The sequence below is a fragment of the Calothrix sp. NIES-2098 genome (assembly GCF_963875125.1).
In the GTDB taxonomy this organism is placed as follows: Bacteria; Cyanobacteriota; Cyanobacteriia; order Cyanobacteriales; family Nostocaceae; genus Aulosira.
In genome coordinates this window covers 3336614-3352611 of the sequence record NZ_CAWNKJ010000001.1, presented here as the reverse complement: position 1 = coordinate 3352611, position 15998 = coordinate 3336614, and the positions used below count along the sequence as shown (strand labels likewise).

Annotated in this window: 15 protein-coding genes and 1 tRNA gene; 4 read left to right on the top strand and 12 right to left on the bottom strand. The window is 42.3% G+C overall.

What is annotated here, in order from left to right; all coding sequences use genetic code 11:
- Window positions 1-175: 175 nt before the first annotated feature.
- The 3 genes from AACU33_RS14010 to psbZ all read right to left on the bottom strand — a co-directional run bounded on the left by AACU33_RS14010 (window position 176) and on the right by psbZ (window position 1382).
- Window positions 176-247, bottom strand: a tRNA-Gly gene (locus AACU33_RS14010).
- A 186-nt stretch (window positions 248-433) separates the two neighbouring features.
- Window positions 434-1012: a 6,7-dimethyl-8-ribityllumazine synthase gene (ribH, locus tag AACU33_RS14005; protein ID WP_096589277.1), complete on the bottom strand. Its 579-nt coding sequence runs from the start codon at window positions 1010-1012 to the stop codon at window positions 434-436.
- Window positions 1013-1193: 181 nt separating this feature from the next.
- Window positions 1194-1382, bottom strand: coding sequence for a photosystem II reaction center protein PsbZ (psbZ, locus tag AACU33_RS14000; protein WP_096589276.1), 189 nt, complete (start codon window positions 1380-1382; stop codon window positions 1194-1196).
- A gap of 419 nt (window positions 1383-1801) precedes the next feature.
- Between psbZ and AACU33_RS13995 the strand changes: the two genes are divergently transcribed.
- Complete coding sequence (locus AACU33_RS13995) at window positions 1802-4513, top strand: CBS domain-containing protein (RefSeq protein WP_096589275.1); 2712 nt, start codon at window positions 1802-1804, stop codon at window positions 4511-4513.
- 195 nt (window positions 4514-4708) lie between these two features.
- Here AACU33_RS13995 and AACU33_RS13990 read toward each other — a convergent pair whose 3' ends face one another.
- Window positions 4709-5905, bottom strand: coding sequence for a site-2 protease family protein (locus tag AACU33_RS13990; RefSeq protein ID WP_096589274.1), 1197 nt, complete (start codon window positions 5903-5905; stop codon window positions 4709-4711).
- A 514-nt stretch (window positions 5906-6419) separates the two neighbouring features.
- Here AACU33_RS13990 and AACU33_RS13985 point away from each other — a divergent pair.
- Window positions 6420-6707 carry a hypothetical protein gene (locus tag AACU33_RS13985; protein WP_096589273.1) on the top strand — a complete coding sequence of 96 codons (288 nt, stop codon included), beginning with the start codon at window positions 6420-6422 and terminating at the stop codon, window positions 6705-6707.
- A gap of 330 nt (window positions 6708-7037) precedes the next feature.
- Here the strand turns inward: AACU33_RS13985 and psaK are convergent, their stop codons facing one another.
- Window positions 7038-7292 carry a photosystem I reaction center subunit PsaK gene (psaK, locus tag AACU33_RS13980; protein ID WP_096589272.1) on the bottom strand — a complete coding sequence of 85 codons (255 nt, stop codon included), beginning with the start codon at window positions 7290-7292 and terminating at the stop codon, window positions 7038-7040.
- A gap of 129 nt (window positions 7293-7421) precedes the next feature.
- Here psaK and AACU33_RS13975 point away from each other — a divergent pair, with 129 nt between their 5' ends.
- Complete coding sequence (locus AACU33_RS13975) at window positions 7422-8072, top strand: phosphoribosylanthranilate isomerase (protein ID WP_096589271.1); 651 nt, start codon at window positions 7422-7424, stop codon at window positions 8070-8072.
- 40 nt (window positions 8073-8112) lie between these two features.
- On the opposite strand, the gene folE is transcribed toward AACU33_RS13975, so the two are convergent.
- The 5 genes from folE to AACU33_RS13950 all read right to left on the bottom strand — a co-directional run bounded on the left by folE (window position 8113) and on the right by AACU33_RS13950 (window position 12963).
- The gene (gene folE, locus AACU33_RS13970; RefSeq protein WP_096589270.1) at window positions 8113-8820 is read right to left on the bottom strand and encodes a GTP cyclohydrolase I FolE; all 708 of its coding nucleotides are present in this window, start codon (window positions 8818-8820) and stop codon (window positions 8113-8115) included.
- Window positions 8821-8900: 80 nt separating this feature from the next.
- Window positions 8901-9626 (bottom strand): SDR family oxidoreductase, encoded by a 726-nt coding sequence (locus tag AACU33_RS13965; RefSeq protein WP_096589269.1) that lies wholly within the window; start codon window positions 9624-9626, stop codon window positions 8901-8903.
- 390 nt (window positions 9627-10016) lie between these two features.
- Window positions 10017-10997, bottom strand: coding sequence for an acetyl-CoA carboxylase carboxyltransferase subunit alpha (locus AACU33_RS13960; RefSeq protein WP_096589268.1), 981 nt, complete (start codon window positions 10995-10997; stop codon window positions 10017-10019).
- A gap of 111 nt (window positions 10998-11108) precedes the next feature.
- The gene (locus AACU33_RS13955) at window positions 11109-12128 is read right to left on the bottom strand and encodes a long-chain acyl-[acyl-carrier-protein] reductase (protein ID WP_096589267.1); all 1020 of its coding nucleotides are present in this window, start codon (window positions 12126-12128) and stop codon (window positions 11109-11111) included.
- Window positions 12129-12267: 139 nt separating this feature from the next.
- The gene (locus AACU33_RS13950; protein WP_096589266.1) at window positions 12268-12963 is read right to left on the bottom strand and encodes an aldehyde oxygenase (deformylating); all 696 of its coding nucleotides are present in this window, start codon (window positions 12961-12963) and stop codon (window positions 12268-12270) included.
- A 179-nt stretch (window positions 12964-13142) separates the two neighbouring features.
- On the opposite strand from AACU33_RS13950, the gene AACU33_RS13945 reads away from it, so the two are divergent.
- The gene (locus AACU33_RS13945) at window positions 13143-13970 is read left to right on the top strand and encodes a carbohydrate ABC transporter permease (protein WP_096589265.1); all 828 of its coding nucleotides are present in this window, start codon (window positions 13143-13145) and stop codon (window positions 13968-13970) included.
- A gap of 41 nt (window positions 13971-14011) precedes the next feature.
- Here AACU33_RS13945 and AACU33_RS13940 read toward each other — a convergent pair whose 3' ends face one another.
- Both AACU33_RS13940 and AACU33_RS13935 read right to left on the bottom strand, forming a co-directional pair.
- A complete protein-coding gene (locus AACU33_RS13940) occupies window positions 14012-15043 on the bottom strand; it encodes a hypothetical protein (protein ID WP_096589264.1) in 1032 nt (343 codons plus the stop codon).
- Window positions 15044-15167: 124 nt separating this feature from the next.
- Window positions 15168-15764: a hypothetical protein gene (locus tag AACU33_RS13935; RefSeq protein WP_096589263.1), complete on the bottom strand. Its 597-nt coding sequence runs from the start codon at window positions 15762-15764 to the stop codon at window positions 15168-15170.
- Window positions 15765-15998: the final 234 nt, after the last annotated feature.

Here is a 15998-nt window from a genome sequence, read left to right as displayed (position 1 = left end):
CCTAGGTAGATTTGGGCTGCACTTCACTGCCATCAGACACATTGCACCTAACAATATCGCCATTAATCTCGCCACCCTTCATCCAGTGTAGTACACTGTACAAAAAACGAAGTCACTACACTTATGAAGATTAACTTAAAGTAACTTCCGATCTTGAAATTTATTTTACACCTCAAGCGGGTAACGCGATTCGAACGCGCGACATTCACCTTGGCAAGGTGACGCTCTACCACTGAGCTATACCCGCAATCTCCATGACAAATACTAGAGTCTCATATTTATTTTGAGTTGTCAAGTATTTTATTTAGGGGCATGGGGCAAGAGTCCAGAGTCAATAGTCCAAAGTCAATAGTCATTTTGTCATTTCTCCCCACCCTCTCCCATACTCCCCAGACTTTCTCATCCCCCCTGCTTCTTCACCTCTCTCAAGTACTTAGCTCAATTCTTCCGACTCAGGGGAGAAATTGCCTAAGCTGGCGCTGGGAAAAGAAGCTGGTAGAGATTGGCTATTAAGAGCGTATGGCTCTGCTAGATTAGAACGCAATTGGCGCATCAGGCTGGCCATTTCTAGGGCATTCATGGCATAGTCCCAACCATGATTGCTTTTTATTCCGGCTCTTTCTAAAGCTTGTTGCATAGTGTCTACTGTCAAGATGCCAAAAATTACTGGCACACCAGTTTGGAAGCTGGCGGCGGCAATACCTTTAGCTACTTCCGAAGATACATAATCGAAATGAGGTGTTTGTCCCCGTATGACAGCACCCAAGCAAATAATCGCATCATAGCGATGAGAAAGCGCTAACTGACGGGCAACTAAAGGTATTTCAAAGCTTCCAGGAACCCAAACGTAGTCCACTTGATTACCGTGGGGGTTGGGATCTATACCGTGGCGTTTCAAGCAATCTTGACATCCCTCTAACAGCTTTACGGTAACAAGGTCATTAAATCGACCAATTACAAGTGCAAACCGCAAAGGCTCTGTTTGGGTAAAAGTTCCCTCAAAAACTGCCATGACCGCCTCTTAACAAACTATACTTCAAGGCTAATATACATTTCTTCTGTAAATATAGAAGAGCAGAAGAACACAATCAGCTAAAAAGAACAAGATGAAACCTCGATCCTGATTACTTTTTAGCTTGGCTCTTCTGCCCTGATAGTATCTATGCTATTTATCTGTGTTCTTAAGCGATCGCTTAAACTACAAAAAAGTTTAATAGCCCAACTAAAAGTACTAAAGCAATCCAGACTCCAGAACCAAGCCAGAGTAGCTTCTTAGACTCTACCCAATTTTGGGGTGTAGCATAGGCAACGGGAACGCCAATTACTAATACAAAAGACAGCAGAACCAGTGCTAACAAAGCGATTTGAAATATTATGGTCATTTTTGCTTCTCCCAAGACAGCGAAATACTAAAGATAGAATATCGTACAGGGCAACACTGACATTTTCCCACGCCACTCGACGGCAGTTGCTTCAAGCCGGGAAACCCGACGCCAGTTGCTACAACGGAGGGAACCTCCGCAACGCACTGGCTTTCCAACGCACTGCCTCCTCCGCTTGGGGAGCCAGCCGCGTGCGGTGAGACCCGCGCTGCGGGAGGGTTTCCCTCCGCAGGCGACTGGCGAACCCGAAGGGGGGTTTCCCCCGTTGAGCGGACTGGCGTGATAACCCAAGACCGCAGTGGCTCTTATTTGTTAAGCTATCAGAAATTGCGTCACTATAGTCATTAATCCCAAGTCCAAAGTCTAAAGTCTCAATGATTGACTCTTGACTTTTGACTCTTGACAATTGACTCTTGACTATGGACTTAATTCTTTGCCACACCACAGCTGATTTTGACGCACTTGGAGCAGCGGTAGGACTGACACGTTTAAAACCCGGTAGCAAGATTGTACTAACTGGGGGTGCGCATCCGCCTGTACGAGATTTTTTGGCATTGCATCGGGATGAGTATCCCCTGATTGAACGGCGTTCGGTGAATCCTGAAAAAATTCGGTCTTTAACTGTGGTGGACACTCAGCAACGCGATCGCTTGGGTAAGGCTGCTGAATGGTTAGATTTACCTAATGTCAAGGAAATTATTGTATATGACCATCACCTCGGTCATGAATTAGATTTTCCCGCTACACAAACTCATATTTCGCCTGTGGGAGCTACTACTACTTTAATGGTGGAGCAATTGCAACAACGGCAAATTTCGCTGACACCAGCGGAAGCGACTGTCATGGCTTTAGGTATCCATGTTGACACAGGCTCTTTAACTTACGAGCAAGCGACACCAAGGGATGCTTTAGCTTTGGCTTGGTTGATGCAACAAGGAATTAGTTTGTCAGTAATTTCTACTTATAATGACCCTGGTTTATCGCCACAATTACAACAGCTATTAACCAAGGCTTTAGATAAATTAGAATATTTATGCTTGCGTGGATATACGATTGCTTGGGTAACTTTAGCAACGGATGGATTTGTACCAGGGTTATCGAGTTTGGCTTCCCAATTAGTAGAGTTAACAGAAATAGATGCTTTACTGTTAGCAAATGAATATCCCTTATCAGAGGATGATTCACGCTTAACTATAATTGGGCGATCGCAAATTCCCGATGTCAACCTCAACGAATTATTTCAACCTCTAGGTGGTGGCGGACATTCACAAGCAGCAGCCCTAAATTTACGCGGAGTAGATTCTCAAGCAATCTTACATCAACTCTTAGAAGAGTTAAAAGCTAGTATTCCCCATCCACCGACAGCTAGAGATTTAATGTCCTCTCCTGTCCGCACCATTCGTCCGGAGATAACAATTGCGGAAGCACAGCGGATTTTGTTGCGTTATGGGCACTCTGGGTTATCTGTAGTCGATGCGGCTGGGGAACTTTTAGGTATTGTTTCTCGAAGAGATATTGATATCGCCCTACATCACGGGTTTAGTCATGCGCCAGTCAAAGGCTACATGACAACAAATCTCAAGACTATTACACCTGAAACGACATTACCCCAAATTGAAGCATTGATGGTGACTTATGATATTGGACGCTTACCAGTATTAGACAAAGGGCAACTAGTTGGGATTGTTACCCGCACTGATGTATTGCGAGAATTACATCAAAATAGTGCTGAGTTTCGAGAGTTGAATTCCGAATCTCAACTTTCCCTCAGCACTCAGCACTCAGCACTCAGCACTGAATTAAAAAATCGCCTGACTCCCCAATTATGGCAACTGCTGACTCAAGCATCACAAGAAGCAGAAAAAAGAGGTTGGCATTTATACCTTGTAGGAGGTGCAGTGCGGGATTTGCTATTAGCTGAGGATGCAGCCGGAACCTTAATGATTCAAGATATCGATTTAGTTGTTGATGGCTTTCATAAATCAGCAGATGTTGGTGCTGGTGTAGAACTAGCCAAAGCACTGCAACAAATGCACCCAGAAGCCCGCTTAGAAATTCACGGTGCTTTTCAAACTGCGGCTTTATTATGGCACAAAGACCCAGAATTAGACTCGCTATGGGTAGATATTGCCACAGCTAGGACAGAATTCTATCCTTATCCCGCAGCCAATCCAGAAGTTGAGGCCAGTTCCATTCGCCAAGACTTATATCGTCGCGACTTTACCATTAATGCTATGGCACTGCGACTAACTTACCCCCGTGCAGGCGAATTACTTGATTTCTTTGGGGGTTTACTGGATTTACAAGCCAAGCAAATTCGAGTTTTACACGCTAACAGCTTTATCGAAGATCCCACTCGCATTTATCGCGGTGTGCGTTTTGCGGTGCGCTTTGGATTTGATATTGAACCACAAACTGAAGACTATATCCGCTATGCCATCAACAGTGGTATTTACGATCGCACTGCTCAAGAGAATAGCAGAACCCCAGCTTTACAAACCCGCCTCAAAGCAGAACTTAAACATATTCTCGAAGCCCCCTATTGGAAACCTGCTTTGCAGTTACTCGATAACTTAGGAGCCTTGCAGTGCATTCATCCTACCTTGAAACTAGATGAAAATATCTTACGAGAACTACGTTTGCTAGAGCGATGTTTGCAACGATTTGACCGTCAACAAACCCTAATTCACTGGCAAATGCGGCTAGAAACATTAATCGCCCATCTAGCACCAGAATATCGGGTAAAAGTAGCAAAAAATCTCCAAATGCAAGAGGATAGCATTAGTAGATTAAACAACTTAGCCGCATTAGAAACTGAGGTCAACGCATCATTATTTAGTTTAAAACGCCCCAGTCAGATAGTAAATTTGCTGCGACAGTATGATTTACCAACCCTGATTTTAATTGCCTTACAAAGTCCACGAGTAATCCGGCAGCAGATTTGGCATTATTTAACAGTTTGGGCGAACGTTCAACCAATTCTCAATGGCAATGACTTAAAGAAACTCGGCTACAAACCCGGCCCCCAATATCGGCAGATACTTGATGATTTACTAACCGCCACTTTAGATGGTGTAATTACCAATAAAACAGAAGCCCAAGAATTTTTAACCAAGCATTACCCTCAATAAATATCCCCCTCTCCGCTACGGACACTTTCCTCAACGGGAGTTTCCCCCGCACAGAAGTGTCCTCCTCTACTTGAGAAAAAATATATTTTCTATTCACGCATTCGACGCATTCGTTCCCGCAAGGTAGACGCATAGACGCAAAGAAAATCAAACTCTTAAATTATTCCCTGCGCCTCTGCGATTCTGCGTAAGCAATTAATTTTTAGTTGACTTGGCAATTGCTCCTAATTGCAACCCGGAAGGATAACTACCGTCTTCCTTGATACGTTTAATTTCTGCATCAGCAATCTGTAAATTTAGCTTTTGTGCTATTGTCTTGACAATATCTCCGCGATCGATGACACCAGCTACCGCACCAGCGGGAGAAATTACTGTAATCCGAGGTAACTGTTCGCTTTCCAGTTTGTTAATTACTTCTGCTAAAGAAGTTGATTCCGCAATTGTAGGTATTTCTGTAAGAGGATGCACAATATTTTGCAGAGTTTGAGTTTCCCATGCACTTCTTTCTACTAAGCGTAAATCGTCAATGGAAACTAAACCCCGATAGCGTCCATCAGAAGCAGCAAAATAAATCTGTGGGGCATTAGTATCTAATAGATATGAATCGGCAAAGGAACGCAAAGTTTGGTCAGCATCGACTATACGAAAGTCACGAGTCATCGCATCGCTAGCTGAAACTTTCAGCAAGGTTTCTTGTAGTGTGGTAACGCTGTCATAGGTGTTGGCGTTACGAATTCCAAACCAACCCAGCAATACAATCCACAGACCTAAAGCGAGTTCTCTGGTAAAAAAGTCTATCGCAAATCCGAGAGCGATCGCTGCATAACCCAAAATTTGCCCAGACCTAGCGGCTAAGTGTACTGCTTGAAAGCGATCGCCTGTTACTTTCCACAGGGCTGACTTTAAGACTTGTCCCCCATCTAAAGGTAAGCCGGGAATCAAATTAAACAAAGCTACAACTAAGTTAATTCTCGCCAAATCATTCACCATGACACTGATTGGGCTAGTCTCAGGCAACACAGCAGCCACAAGACGCAGTATAAAAAATAGGGCAATACTAACTAAGGGGCCAGCGATCGCTACTTGAAATGCTTTTCCCGGAGTTTTGGATTCTTCTTCTATAGCAGCAATACCACCAAATAAAAATAGGGTAATCGAATTAACTCTAATCCCTTGCGATCGCGCTACTAAACTGTGACCTAATTCGTGTAACAACACTGAACCGAATAGCAGCAGTGCCATTACCATTCCGGCACTCCATGCTAAAGTACCCCCCCATTCCTGGTAAGCTACACCAAAGTTAAGGGTTGCCAAACCTAAAATCACGAACCACAAAGGGTCTAAAAATAGTGGAATACCAAATAAAGACCCGATTCTCCAATTTGTTTGCATGACATTGTCCTAAAAAGTAGATCTTTAGATTTCCAGATGATATAAAGGATACAAGTATGTTTTTATACTGGATATTTGCCGAAAATCAAGCCAGAGAGCGATCGCCAAATATGCCTGGAATAACAGCTTTACCAGGCGTTAATGGCTATACTCTCATTTCTAGAATAGACAATTAATCCTATTAAATCACTGTGAGAAAATAAAATTCTTCTTCCTAAAGAATCAACAAATTAGTGCAACTTCAGAAAGCAACATTTTCTTAAGTCGCAAATTTAACTAACTACCAGAACAACACAATTTGTTAAAAAAACTGAAGCATTTATTAATGCAAAATTCCGCTAATTTTTGTAAAACAACTAAATTTAGAGTTTTTTTGTTACTCTCTCTAACTTAATTAAAAAAAATTACGAATTTTCTACTTTTTTGTAAAAACCTGAACTTCTTGAAAATTAGGATTATGTTAGGGTGAGTTTAACACTGGATTTAGTAATACTATATTTTTGAGAGAGACAGTATGCTTTTACCAGTTTTTTACATGGAAAGTCTTGATGAAATAGACACTGAAAAACTTTCTCGTGGTGAAGTACAAGTTCGCAAGATTGCGCAGAATCTTTCCTTAATCCCGACTTTTTTTGTGTATGCAATCTTTTTGCCGTTACTGATGATTTTATATTACTGTTACGAACCAGCTAAAGAAATATTTCAGGGTTTTATATTTACATTTATTATCAAACCAATTCGCTGGTTCTGCTATCAAATAGTTTATTTAGTATGTGATTTTGTCAGAAAATTGAATAATTGAATCTCAGCACATCTCAGTCATCTGCTGAAAAACAATATCACTCCATTATCTCTGGAGCCAGAAATTTAGCAAAATTTAGTACTGGGGAGACTGCATCTAAGATCGTAAAAGCTCACATAGGTACAACAATTTTTTATAACGAGCAATTTGACGACAGGTGCTTTGTATAAAGCTGAAGGTTATGCGATCGGATACCCACTAGCAAAGGAAAAAGGACAAAGGGCAAATGCCCAATGCCCTATTTTCCAAACAGATCTATAAGCTAGCTTAATAGGTTTTCGGTGTTTTGGATTCAAACAGACCTGAATTAATAGTCTTAATGAATCACAACTACAAACGACCGATGTTAGTCAATCCTAAAACAATCCCAACACCGATAATATGACCAAAAGCCATTGCACCGATGAATGTGGGAATACTTACAGGAAGACCAGGCAATTTAGGGCCAACATTGGGCTTTTCAATTCTGGTAGATAGCAAAAGAACTACTAAGCTACTAATGCTGATGATAGCTGCTACTGTGGGATTCCATGCAGGTGTTGCAGGAACAGATGTAGCTGCTGCTAGTAAAATTGATGAAATCAAGCTTGTATCTCCTAAATAGGCAAATAAATGTAAGCCTTCAAGATTATAAAATTTATTAGGAAAAAACTAGAAATAATTGCCAAAATATCTACCTTTATGTAGGTATTTATCCTATATAAGTCATTGACTATGCGAGTTAAAATTTGCGGTATAACCCAACCACAACAGTCTGTAGCGATCGCCTCTCTGGGCGCAACAGCACTAGGATTTATTTGTGTACCAACTTCACCCCGTTATGTTAATGTACTGCAAATTCAAGCAGCGGTGGCACAACTACCAAACAACATTGATAAAATCGGTGTGTTTGCTAACACTAGTATTACAGAAATCCAGCAAATAGCGATCGAGTCTGGTTTAACTAGCGTGCAGTTACACGGTAATGAATCAGTAGAATTTTGCTCGTTATTGCGCCAAGCTTTGCCAGACTTAGAAATTATTAAAGCCTTTAGGATTCGCAGCAGCGAGCATCTTGAGCAAGTGGCTGAGTATACGAATTATATAGACACGTTATTGCTTGATGCCTATCATCCCCAGCATCTTGGCGGTACAGGTCAAACCTTAGATTGGAATATGCTACAAAAATTTAGCCCCAGTTGCCCTTGGTTTCTAGCTGGGGGACTTACGCCAGATAATATTTTGGATGCCCTCAGTATGGTACAACCCAACGGCATTGATTTATCTAGTGGCGTAGAAAAGACACCAGGAGATAAAGATTTAGATAAAGTCGCCAAGTTGTTTACCAGGCTAGGGACTGTAAAAAGGGTAAAGGATGAAGTATGAAGACTGAAATTTTTCATCCTTCATCCTTTAAACTTCATCCTTAAAAGAAGGCTGCTTGGTGACGAATCAAGTTCAAAAATTCTTCGCGGGTTTTCTGTTGTTCTTGGAACACGCCAAGCATCGCGCTGGTGACAGTCCAAGAACCTGGTTTTTGCACACCCCGCATCACCATGCACATATGAGTAGCTTCCATGACTACGGCAACGCCTTGAGGTTCTAAGATCGTCTGAACCGCTTCTGCAATTTGACGGGTGAGTCTTTCTTGTACTTGCAGGCGACGAGAGTACATCTCGACAATCCGAGCCAACTTACTTAATCCAACAACTTTTTGATTCGGGATATAAGCAACATGCGCTCTACCCATAAAAGGCAACATATGGTGTTCGCACAGGCTAAAGAAATTAATATCCCGGACTAAAACCATCTCGTTATGCCCTTCATCAAAGATGGCTCCATTCACCAGTTCTTCTAGAGATTGGTTGTAGCCACTCGTCAGAAACCGCATAGCCTCTGCTACTCGCTTGGGCGTTTTCAACAGACCTTCACGTTCGGGGTCTTCTCCCACACCCAATAGTATTTGCCGTACTGCTTGGCTCATTTGCTCCATCTCCTCGTCTTTAGGAGTGTGCAACTCTGGCTCGTGTCCGTCGTGGGTATTGCGATCGGGTCTGGGAGTTATAGCATCTGCCAAGTTGGGAATTAAAGGCGATTGAGAGCGATTAGAACCGTTAGAACTCGCGATAGTCATATTAAGTCTTAGTAAGGGTTAGTCATTAGTCATTAGTCATTTGTTATGAGTACAACAAATGACAAACAACGCAGGATTGATTAGAGAACGCCAGCACTGGGCATGAGAGTTAATTCATCAATGACTGCTTGTGGTGGTAATAAAGCTGTGTGCAGAATCGACTGAGCAACAATTTCCGGCGTTAACATTTTGGAACGGTCAAAGTTGGCGTGGACTGTTTCTGTATCCCAAAGTTCGGTATTAACGGCTCCAGGACAAATCGCTGTGACGCGAATCCCGTGGGCGCGTTCTTCTTGCGCTAGGGTTTGAGAAAGAGCAATTAAACCAGCTTTACTGACGCTGTATGCACCCCAATTAGCAAAAGCTTGCTTCCCGGCAATGGAGACGATATTGATAATTGTGCCGCTGCCGCGATCGCGCATTCCTGGCAAAATCCCCATAATGCACTGGAAGACGCTAGTTAGATTTAAGTTGATCGTTTGCTGCCAATCTTCTAAAGGAGTTTCGCTTAAGTTGGCTGTGTATGCTATTCCAGCACTATTGACCAGAATATCGATATCGCCAAATTCATTAGCGATCGCTTGTATTTGGGTTTTTACTTGCCAAACATCAGCTAAATCGACAGCATAACTTTTCGCTTCTACTCCTGTATGCTTTGCTGCTATTGCAACTGCCTCCAACTTCTCAAGGGAACGGCTGACTAAGGCGACATCTATTCCCGCCTTCGCAAATGCCAAAGCTGTTGCTTTTCCAATTCCACTACTTGCCCCAGTAATTAGGGCGCGTCGTTTCGGCTCAACGCTCATGCTATCTCCAGATTTGTTGGCGGTTCGGCGAGCTTATTACTACCCCATTATTTAAATCTCTCGGCTTGCTATAGATTAAACGAATCTAAACAATAGATTAAATAAATCTAAAAAATCCGATGATGATTATTGGCAAATGTTACATTACACTGCCAGGATGGGTTTGTTTTTTGATTAAGTACTTGCCCAGGGATAACAAAATTTTGTTCGTCTGGGAAATTTCATCCGAACACTCAAGATTAATTATCCAATAGCTAGATAAATCAATTATCTAGTTAACTTAATTTGTCAAACATGAAAACGCCCATGACTGAGAAGATTGTTAAAAATCTTTAAGCGTCATAGGCAATTATAGCATTGCTGCCATGCTAATCAAGCATCTCAAGGTTGTTAGTGAGCAACTTCTGTAAAAACGCCAATTTTACGGAATTTTTCATAGCGCAGTTGGCGGCGTTCGGAAGCGGTTAAACGGTTGAGTTCGTCTAAGTTTTCCAATAGAGCTTGTTTGAGAGTGTTAGCGGCTTCTATAGGGTCAGAATGAGCGCCACCGATCGGTTCGGGTAATATTTGGTCGATAATGCCCAAGTTTTTCAAGTCATGGGAAATAATTTTCAAAGCTGTAGCGGCTTGGGGAGCCTTAGCAGCATCCTTCCACAAAATGGCGGCACAGGCTTCGGGGGTGGCTACAGTATAGACAGAGTGTTCAAACATCATCAGGCGATCGCCTACCCCAATACCGAGTGCGCCACCAGAACCGCCCTCACCAATGACCGTACAGATAATGGGTACATCAAAGCAGAACATTTCGCGCAAATTGTAAGCGATCGCTTCTCCTTGACCTTGATGTTCGGCTTCTACCCCAGACCAAGCTCCTGGCGTGTCGATAAAAGTTAAAATCGGCATGGAAAACTTGTTGGCGTGTTCCATCAACCGCAGCGCTTTGCGATAGCCGCCTGGATAGGGCATACCAAAGTTCCGGGCAATGTTATCCTTGGTATCTCGCCCTTTTTGATGACCCAACATCACTACAGGCTGTCCACCCAAACGACCGACACCACCCACTAAAGCCGGATCGTCACCACCACAGCGATCGCCATGTAACTCCATCCATTCATCACTGATAGCCTGAATGTAATCGAGAGTACTAGGGCGGCGGGGATGACGAGCCACTTGCAATCTCTGAGATGGAGATAGGCTAGTAAAAATTTCCTCACGCAGTTGCATAGCGCGTGCTTCTAATTGGCGTATTTGACCAGATACATCGACGCCATTTTCTTCTGCAAGTTGCCGAATTTGATCGATTCGGGTGGCGAGTTCTGCTAGCGGCTTTTCAAAATCTAACAGTAGCGGTTTACGCTCGGTAGTTGCCATCTTACAAGTTTATGAGTGTTGAGTTGTTCAGAGTTGGAATGTAGGTAATGGGGAGTAGGATCTAATTAGTCATTAGTAATTAACTTATAACTAATGACTAATGACCAATAACTAAACCAGCAGTGGTCTAAATCCATGCTTAACTGAAACCCGACCAATCTGCTCCATTTTGTCTACGGTAATCTGATTGCGCCCCCAAGAAAAGTTCGTGTATAACTTCTCAAATTCCAGGAGCATTGATTCCGCAAAACAAGCAAACAACTGACGTGCTGGCACCTCCATATTGACGATTTTCATAATTTTCCAGTCAATGTCTAGAGAATGCTCAACAATCCCACCATTTAACACATATACGCCTGGATGCTGAATTTTTGTCCCTAAATTTTTAGGATAGCCACCATCAATCAGCAAACAAGGTTGTTTCAAAACTTTGGGGTCAATTTCTACACCTTTGGGCATACTAGCAACCCAAACGACGATATCAGCTTGGGGTAGAGCTTCATCTAAAGACATAATTTTGCCCCGCCCCAATTCAGATTGTAAATATTGCAACCTTTCTTGATTACGGGCTATTAGTAGTAGTTCTTTGACATCTGTTTTCGCATCTAGCCAGCGAGTGACTGCACTGCCAATATCCCCTGTTGCACCACATACAGCCACGGTTGCTTTCGACAACTCAATTCCTAATTGTTTTGACGCTTCTTCTACCTGCCGACAAATAACATAGGCAGTATGAGTATTACCTGTAGTAAAGCGTTCAAACTCTAGTTTGATATTACGAACTTGGCTAAATTGCTCCAAGCTAAAGTTTTCAAAAATAATCGAGGAAAATCCACCTAAAGCCGTGATATTTATACCATGCTTTTGCGCATGGGCCATAGCATTCAGGATTTTGCGTGTCGCCGCTTTAATCCGGCGATTTGCCAGCATCTCTGGTAAGAAGCAAGATTCTACATACCGTCCTTCTATTTTTTGCCCAGTAACACTAGTAACAGTGATGTTATCAACAATTTGGGGCGGGGCGCTGCACCAAAAATCTAGCCCTTGATCGGCATATTCTGGGTATCCCAAGTCTTTAGCTACGGCTTGAGCGTGTTCCAAACTAGTAAGATGTCCAATTAGACCAAACATGTATTGATATATTAAGCGCGTGCTGCGTCGAAAGCGTGGAATTAAGTGGGTTAAGAGCGAACTACTTACCCTTAAAAATACTACACAAAGCGTAATATATATCAGGGGCAACATTAGGAGTTACCCCTATAGGTGATATTTAAGCAGCTGTGAGACCGTAGGCTGAGAGACGCATAATGTCGCGAGTACTGAAGCCGATGTTACTTAATGCTTCACCGTATTGAATCATGAAATCTTCAACCAAAGCATCCTTTTCCATTGCCAAAACTTGAGCATCATCTGCAACTTGATTGAGCATTTTCCATACAATGGGAAGGTTTTGACGGTTTGCCTCTTCTAGTTCAGTTTTTGATTCAGCAAAGTTTTCTTTCAACCAAACTTCGCCAAAGTTAAGATGGCTGTATTCATCTTTTACTACTCCCTCAGTAATTTTGCGGGCAAAATCATCAGCAACAGGGATGTAGATGTTGTATGCTGCGATCGCAAAACATTCAATAATCAAAGACTGAATCAGCAAGCAAGTAACCACTTTGCCCTCTGCCGCTGCTTTTTGGAAGTTGCTGTGCAGTCCCAAGAAAAATTCTTTGGCAAATTGCAGATCTGGCACTACCTGTAAATTGCGTCCACAAGCTTCAAATCCTTTCTTATGGCGGCTTTCCATTTTAGATAGGCGAATCAATTGCTCTTGATGTTCCGGCAGCAGTTCAGCCAATTTAATGTAATTCTCAAAAGCTTCTTGTTCGCCTTCAATTACAATCGCATTAATGCGGCTGTAGGCGTCTTTGTATTTTTCGCTTTGGAAATCAATTTCAGATTGCTCTGTAATCTGCTGCATGTTATCTTTACCCCTGTAAACGTGAATCATTTGATACCGAAAATAAATTTACCCTTATGAGTTTAGGGTAACAATCACTGTGATTTAATTTAACTTAACAAGTCACTATGTTTATAGATTAGCTGTTGCTGGGGGCGATGCTCTAGTACTACAAACACAAATGCTTGAAAGCAAAACTCATGTCCAAACCACAATGGAATCCGAAATATACCGATTTTTTGAGCCTAGGAGTATTAATAATAGGCGCTTTTATCGTTTTGCTGCCCTTGTTTGTGGTTTTCCTCACTTCTTTTGCGCCTGGAGGAGCAACACCAGAAGTTTTACCGAAAAATAACTGGACTTTAGCTAATTATCAAGATGCATGGCAGCGAGGTAAATTTTTATTGGCGTTTGCTAATTCTACCTTAGTAGCGATCGCAGTCACCGCGTTTCAAATTGTGACTTCGGCATTGGCAGGTTATGCCCTAGCACGATTGAAATTCCGGGGTAGACAAGCGCTGCTGTTGGTTGTCTTAGCCACTTTGGTGATTCCCTTTCAGTTATTGGTGATTCCTATCTTTTTGGTATTGAAGTCGGGACATTTGATTAATACCTACGGAGCTTTGATTTTACCAACGGCTGTTAACGGCTTTGGAATTTTTTTGTTACGTCAATATTTCCAGACAATTCCCGTAGAGTTGGAAGAAGCCGCAACCATCGACGGGGCGAACCGATTGCAAGTTTTGTGGCGGGTGATGTTACCTTTAGCACGTCCAGCTTTGGTGACGCTGTTTTTATTCACCTTTATCGCTGAGTGGAACGATTTGTTTAAACCTTTGGTCTTTACAACACGCCCCGAATTAAGAACAGTACAACTAGCATTGGCAGAGTTTCAGGAGCAATTTACTAACAATTGGCCTTTAATGATGGCGGCGGTAACAATTGCAACTGTGCCAGTGATGGTACTCTTCCTCATCGGTCAGCGTCAGTTTATTCGGGGGATTGCCACAACAGGAATTAAGAATTAGTCAATGGTCAAGAGTCAAAACCCTTGACCATTGACTCCTGACTAATTCATTTCCTGAATTTGCAAGCGAATAGTATGTTCAACAGTGCCACTCAGTTGCAATTCCATGATTTCACTACCTAGAGGTTCTATGCTACTGAGAAGCGATCGCAAATTTGGCGTACTGGCTCCTGTATCTACATACAATCGATCTGCTAAATTGCTGATGCGTTTCCAAGTCATGTATAACTTGGCGATGGTTTGTTCGATTTGAGATGCTTGATTTACTAAATCAGCAGCTATCGTCAAACAGCCGACTCTTTGCGCTTCTTCTAAGGCTGTTTCAATATCAATATCTGCTTGAGTTAGGGCTTGCACTTGAGCAGCAGATTTTAAATATTTTGCCAGGTAACGCGCCTCTGTTGTCACCTGTTTTAAGGTATCGACATCGGGGTTAGCCGCAATTTCTTTTTGTAAGTATTTTTGATGTGGTTCTGGCAGTTTTTCTAATTCTTTCACCAGTGGGGCGATGTAGCGCGGGGGAAGGGTGTTATCTGCTGCTTTGACCTTGACTGGTTCTGGTAGCAACTCCGATGACATAGCTGTCCATTCGTCGCTAAGTTGACGGACTTCCCGCCGAGTGATGCGATCGCCTTTTTGCGCTGCTTCACTCACCATCTGTTGCACTTCCGGCGAAGCTTTGGAAGTTTCGACAAAAGCTCTTTTACTAAAATTATTCACCGTGCCTGGGTCAATTTTCCCCTCTTCTAGCAGCGTATCAGCACTGTTAGCTAGTTGAATCCAGGCATAAGCTTGACTTTTGCTGATTTCACGTTCTTTCAGCCAACGGAGAAAACCAGCGCCTCGACTATCACCCCCCTTTTTCTCGCGATCGCGGATGGCGCGTAAAATTCGCCCCCGCCAGATTTCGGTTTGTAAATCGAAGCGATCGCATACCTGCCAAGCCACATCCAGCTGCTGTTGAAAATCTGACTCTGGTATCTGTTCGTCTTCTGGATCGGGCAGTTCAAAGGTAAGATCCGCTGGCTGTTGCAAAGCAGCAGCAATGTCGTTGATAGATTCGTTATATTCCACGACTGGTTGCCGAGTAGTGTATGCGTCGGCTTATTATGCCACAATCTGAGTGCTTTGGTAGTGAGACTGACTGAAATTTCGCTTAGTTCATTTGTATTCATTACTGCTGGCAATCAAGAATTGTTTAACGTACACCACTGGCTAAAATTCCCAAAATTTTATTAACATCTTTTAGGTAATATTCACTTAAGTCAATCTGAATAACTTGACCTTCTAATTTCAAAAATTGCCAAATACTGCCGGTTGTAACAGTTCCATAAATTGCCAAGTTTTCATTACCAGAGCGTTCGTTAAATATTCTCGCTGCCAGCATCTCTGCTGCACATTGCCCTAAACCCGCAGGAATATTTTCTTTTTTCGCTTCCACAATGACAACTACTGGTGCTGTAACAATTAGTCTTTCTGGAGAACGGGTAACAAGAAAATCACAAATTCCATTCAATCCCTGTGTAGCATCAACATTAAATTCGACTCCCGAAAACAAATTTATTTGGTCATTTAATTGTCTCCTCAAGTCTATTAAAATCGGTGCAATAATCATTTCCGAGCGAGCTTTTTCACTATTGCTAGCAATTGCTATGGGTACATTGTATTGAAGAGTTTCTTTTAATAACTCGCTGGACTCTAGATCGGATACATTAGCAAAAATATCAGTTGCTTCAATAGTATTTAGTTGAAAAGTCTGTTTAACTTTCTCTAAATTAAAATCGCTGTATGCCATATTAGTTCTATGAATATGAGCAACTTACTTCAAGAGTAATTCAGAATTACAGAACTGAATTTCTGGTATATAAATTTACTCTCAAATTTAACAGATTTATTCCTGATTCTCATTGTAGAGCGCTGAGAGTATGATGGCGACGCTCGCAATTATGCTTTGTATACAGCATGTTTCGGTCTTGCGATCGCGCAAGCTGTATATCTTCATAAAAAATGCAATTTTAAGAAGATTCTG

Excerpts from the sequence above, each read along its gene's own strand:
- psbZ (WP_096589276.1), bottom strand. The coding sequence starts at position 1,382 with ATGACCATAATATTTCAAATCGCTTTGTTAGCACTGGTTCTGCTGTCT.
- AACU33_RS13985 (WP_096589273.1), top strand. The coding sequence starts at position 6,420 with ATGCTTTTACCAGTTTTTTACATGGAAAGTCTTGATGAAATAGACACT.
- AACU33_RS13935 (WP_096589263.1), bottom strand. The coding sequence starts at position 15,764 with ATGGCATACAGCGATTTTAATTTAGAGAAAGTTAAACAGACTTTTCAA.
- ribH (WP_096589277.1), bottom strand. The coding sequence starts at position 1,012 with ATGGCAGTTTTTGAGGGAACTTTTACCCAAACAGAGCCTTTGCGGTTT.
- AACU33_RS13945 (WP_096589265.1), top strand. The coding sequence starts at position 13,143 with ATGTCCAAACCACAATGGAATCCGAAATATACCGATTTTTTGAGCCTA.
- AACU33_RS13990 (WP_096589274.1), bottom strand. The coding sequence starts at position 5,905 with ATGCAAACAAATTGGAGAATCGGGTCTTTATTTGGTATTCCACTATTT.
- AACU33_RS13965 (WP_096589269.1), bottom strand. The coding sequence starts at position 9,626 with ATGAGCGTTGAGCCGAAACGACGCGCCCTAATTACTGGGGCAAGTAGT.
- AACU33_RS13975 (WP_096589271.1), top strand. The coding sequence starts at position 7,422 with ATGCGAGTTAAAATTTGCGGTATAACCCAACCACAACAGTCTGTAGCG.
- AACU33_RS13950 (WP_096589266.1), bottom strand. The coding sequence starts at position 12,963 with ATGCAGCAGATTACAGAGCAATCTGAAATTGATTTCCAAAGCGAAAAA.
- AACU33_RS13955 (WP_096589267.1), bottom strand. The coding sequence starts at position 12,128 with ATGTTTGGTCTAATTGGACATCTTACTAGTTTGGAACACGCTCAAGCC.
- AACU33_RS13995 (WP_096589275.1), top strand. The coding sequence starts at position 1,802 with ATGGACTTAATTCTTTGCCACACCACAGCTGATTTTGACGCACTTGGA.
- AACU33_RS13960 (WP_096589268.1), bottom strand. The coding sequence starts at position 10,997 with ATGGCAACTACCGAGCGTAAACCGCTACTGTTAGATTTTGAAAAGCCG.
- folE (WP_096589270.1), bottom strand. The coding sequence starts at position 8,820 with ATGACTATCGCGAGTTCTAACGGTTCTAATCGCTCTCAATCGCCTTTA.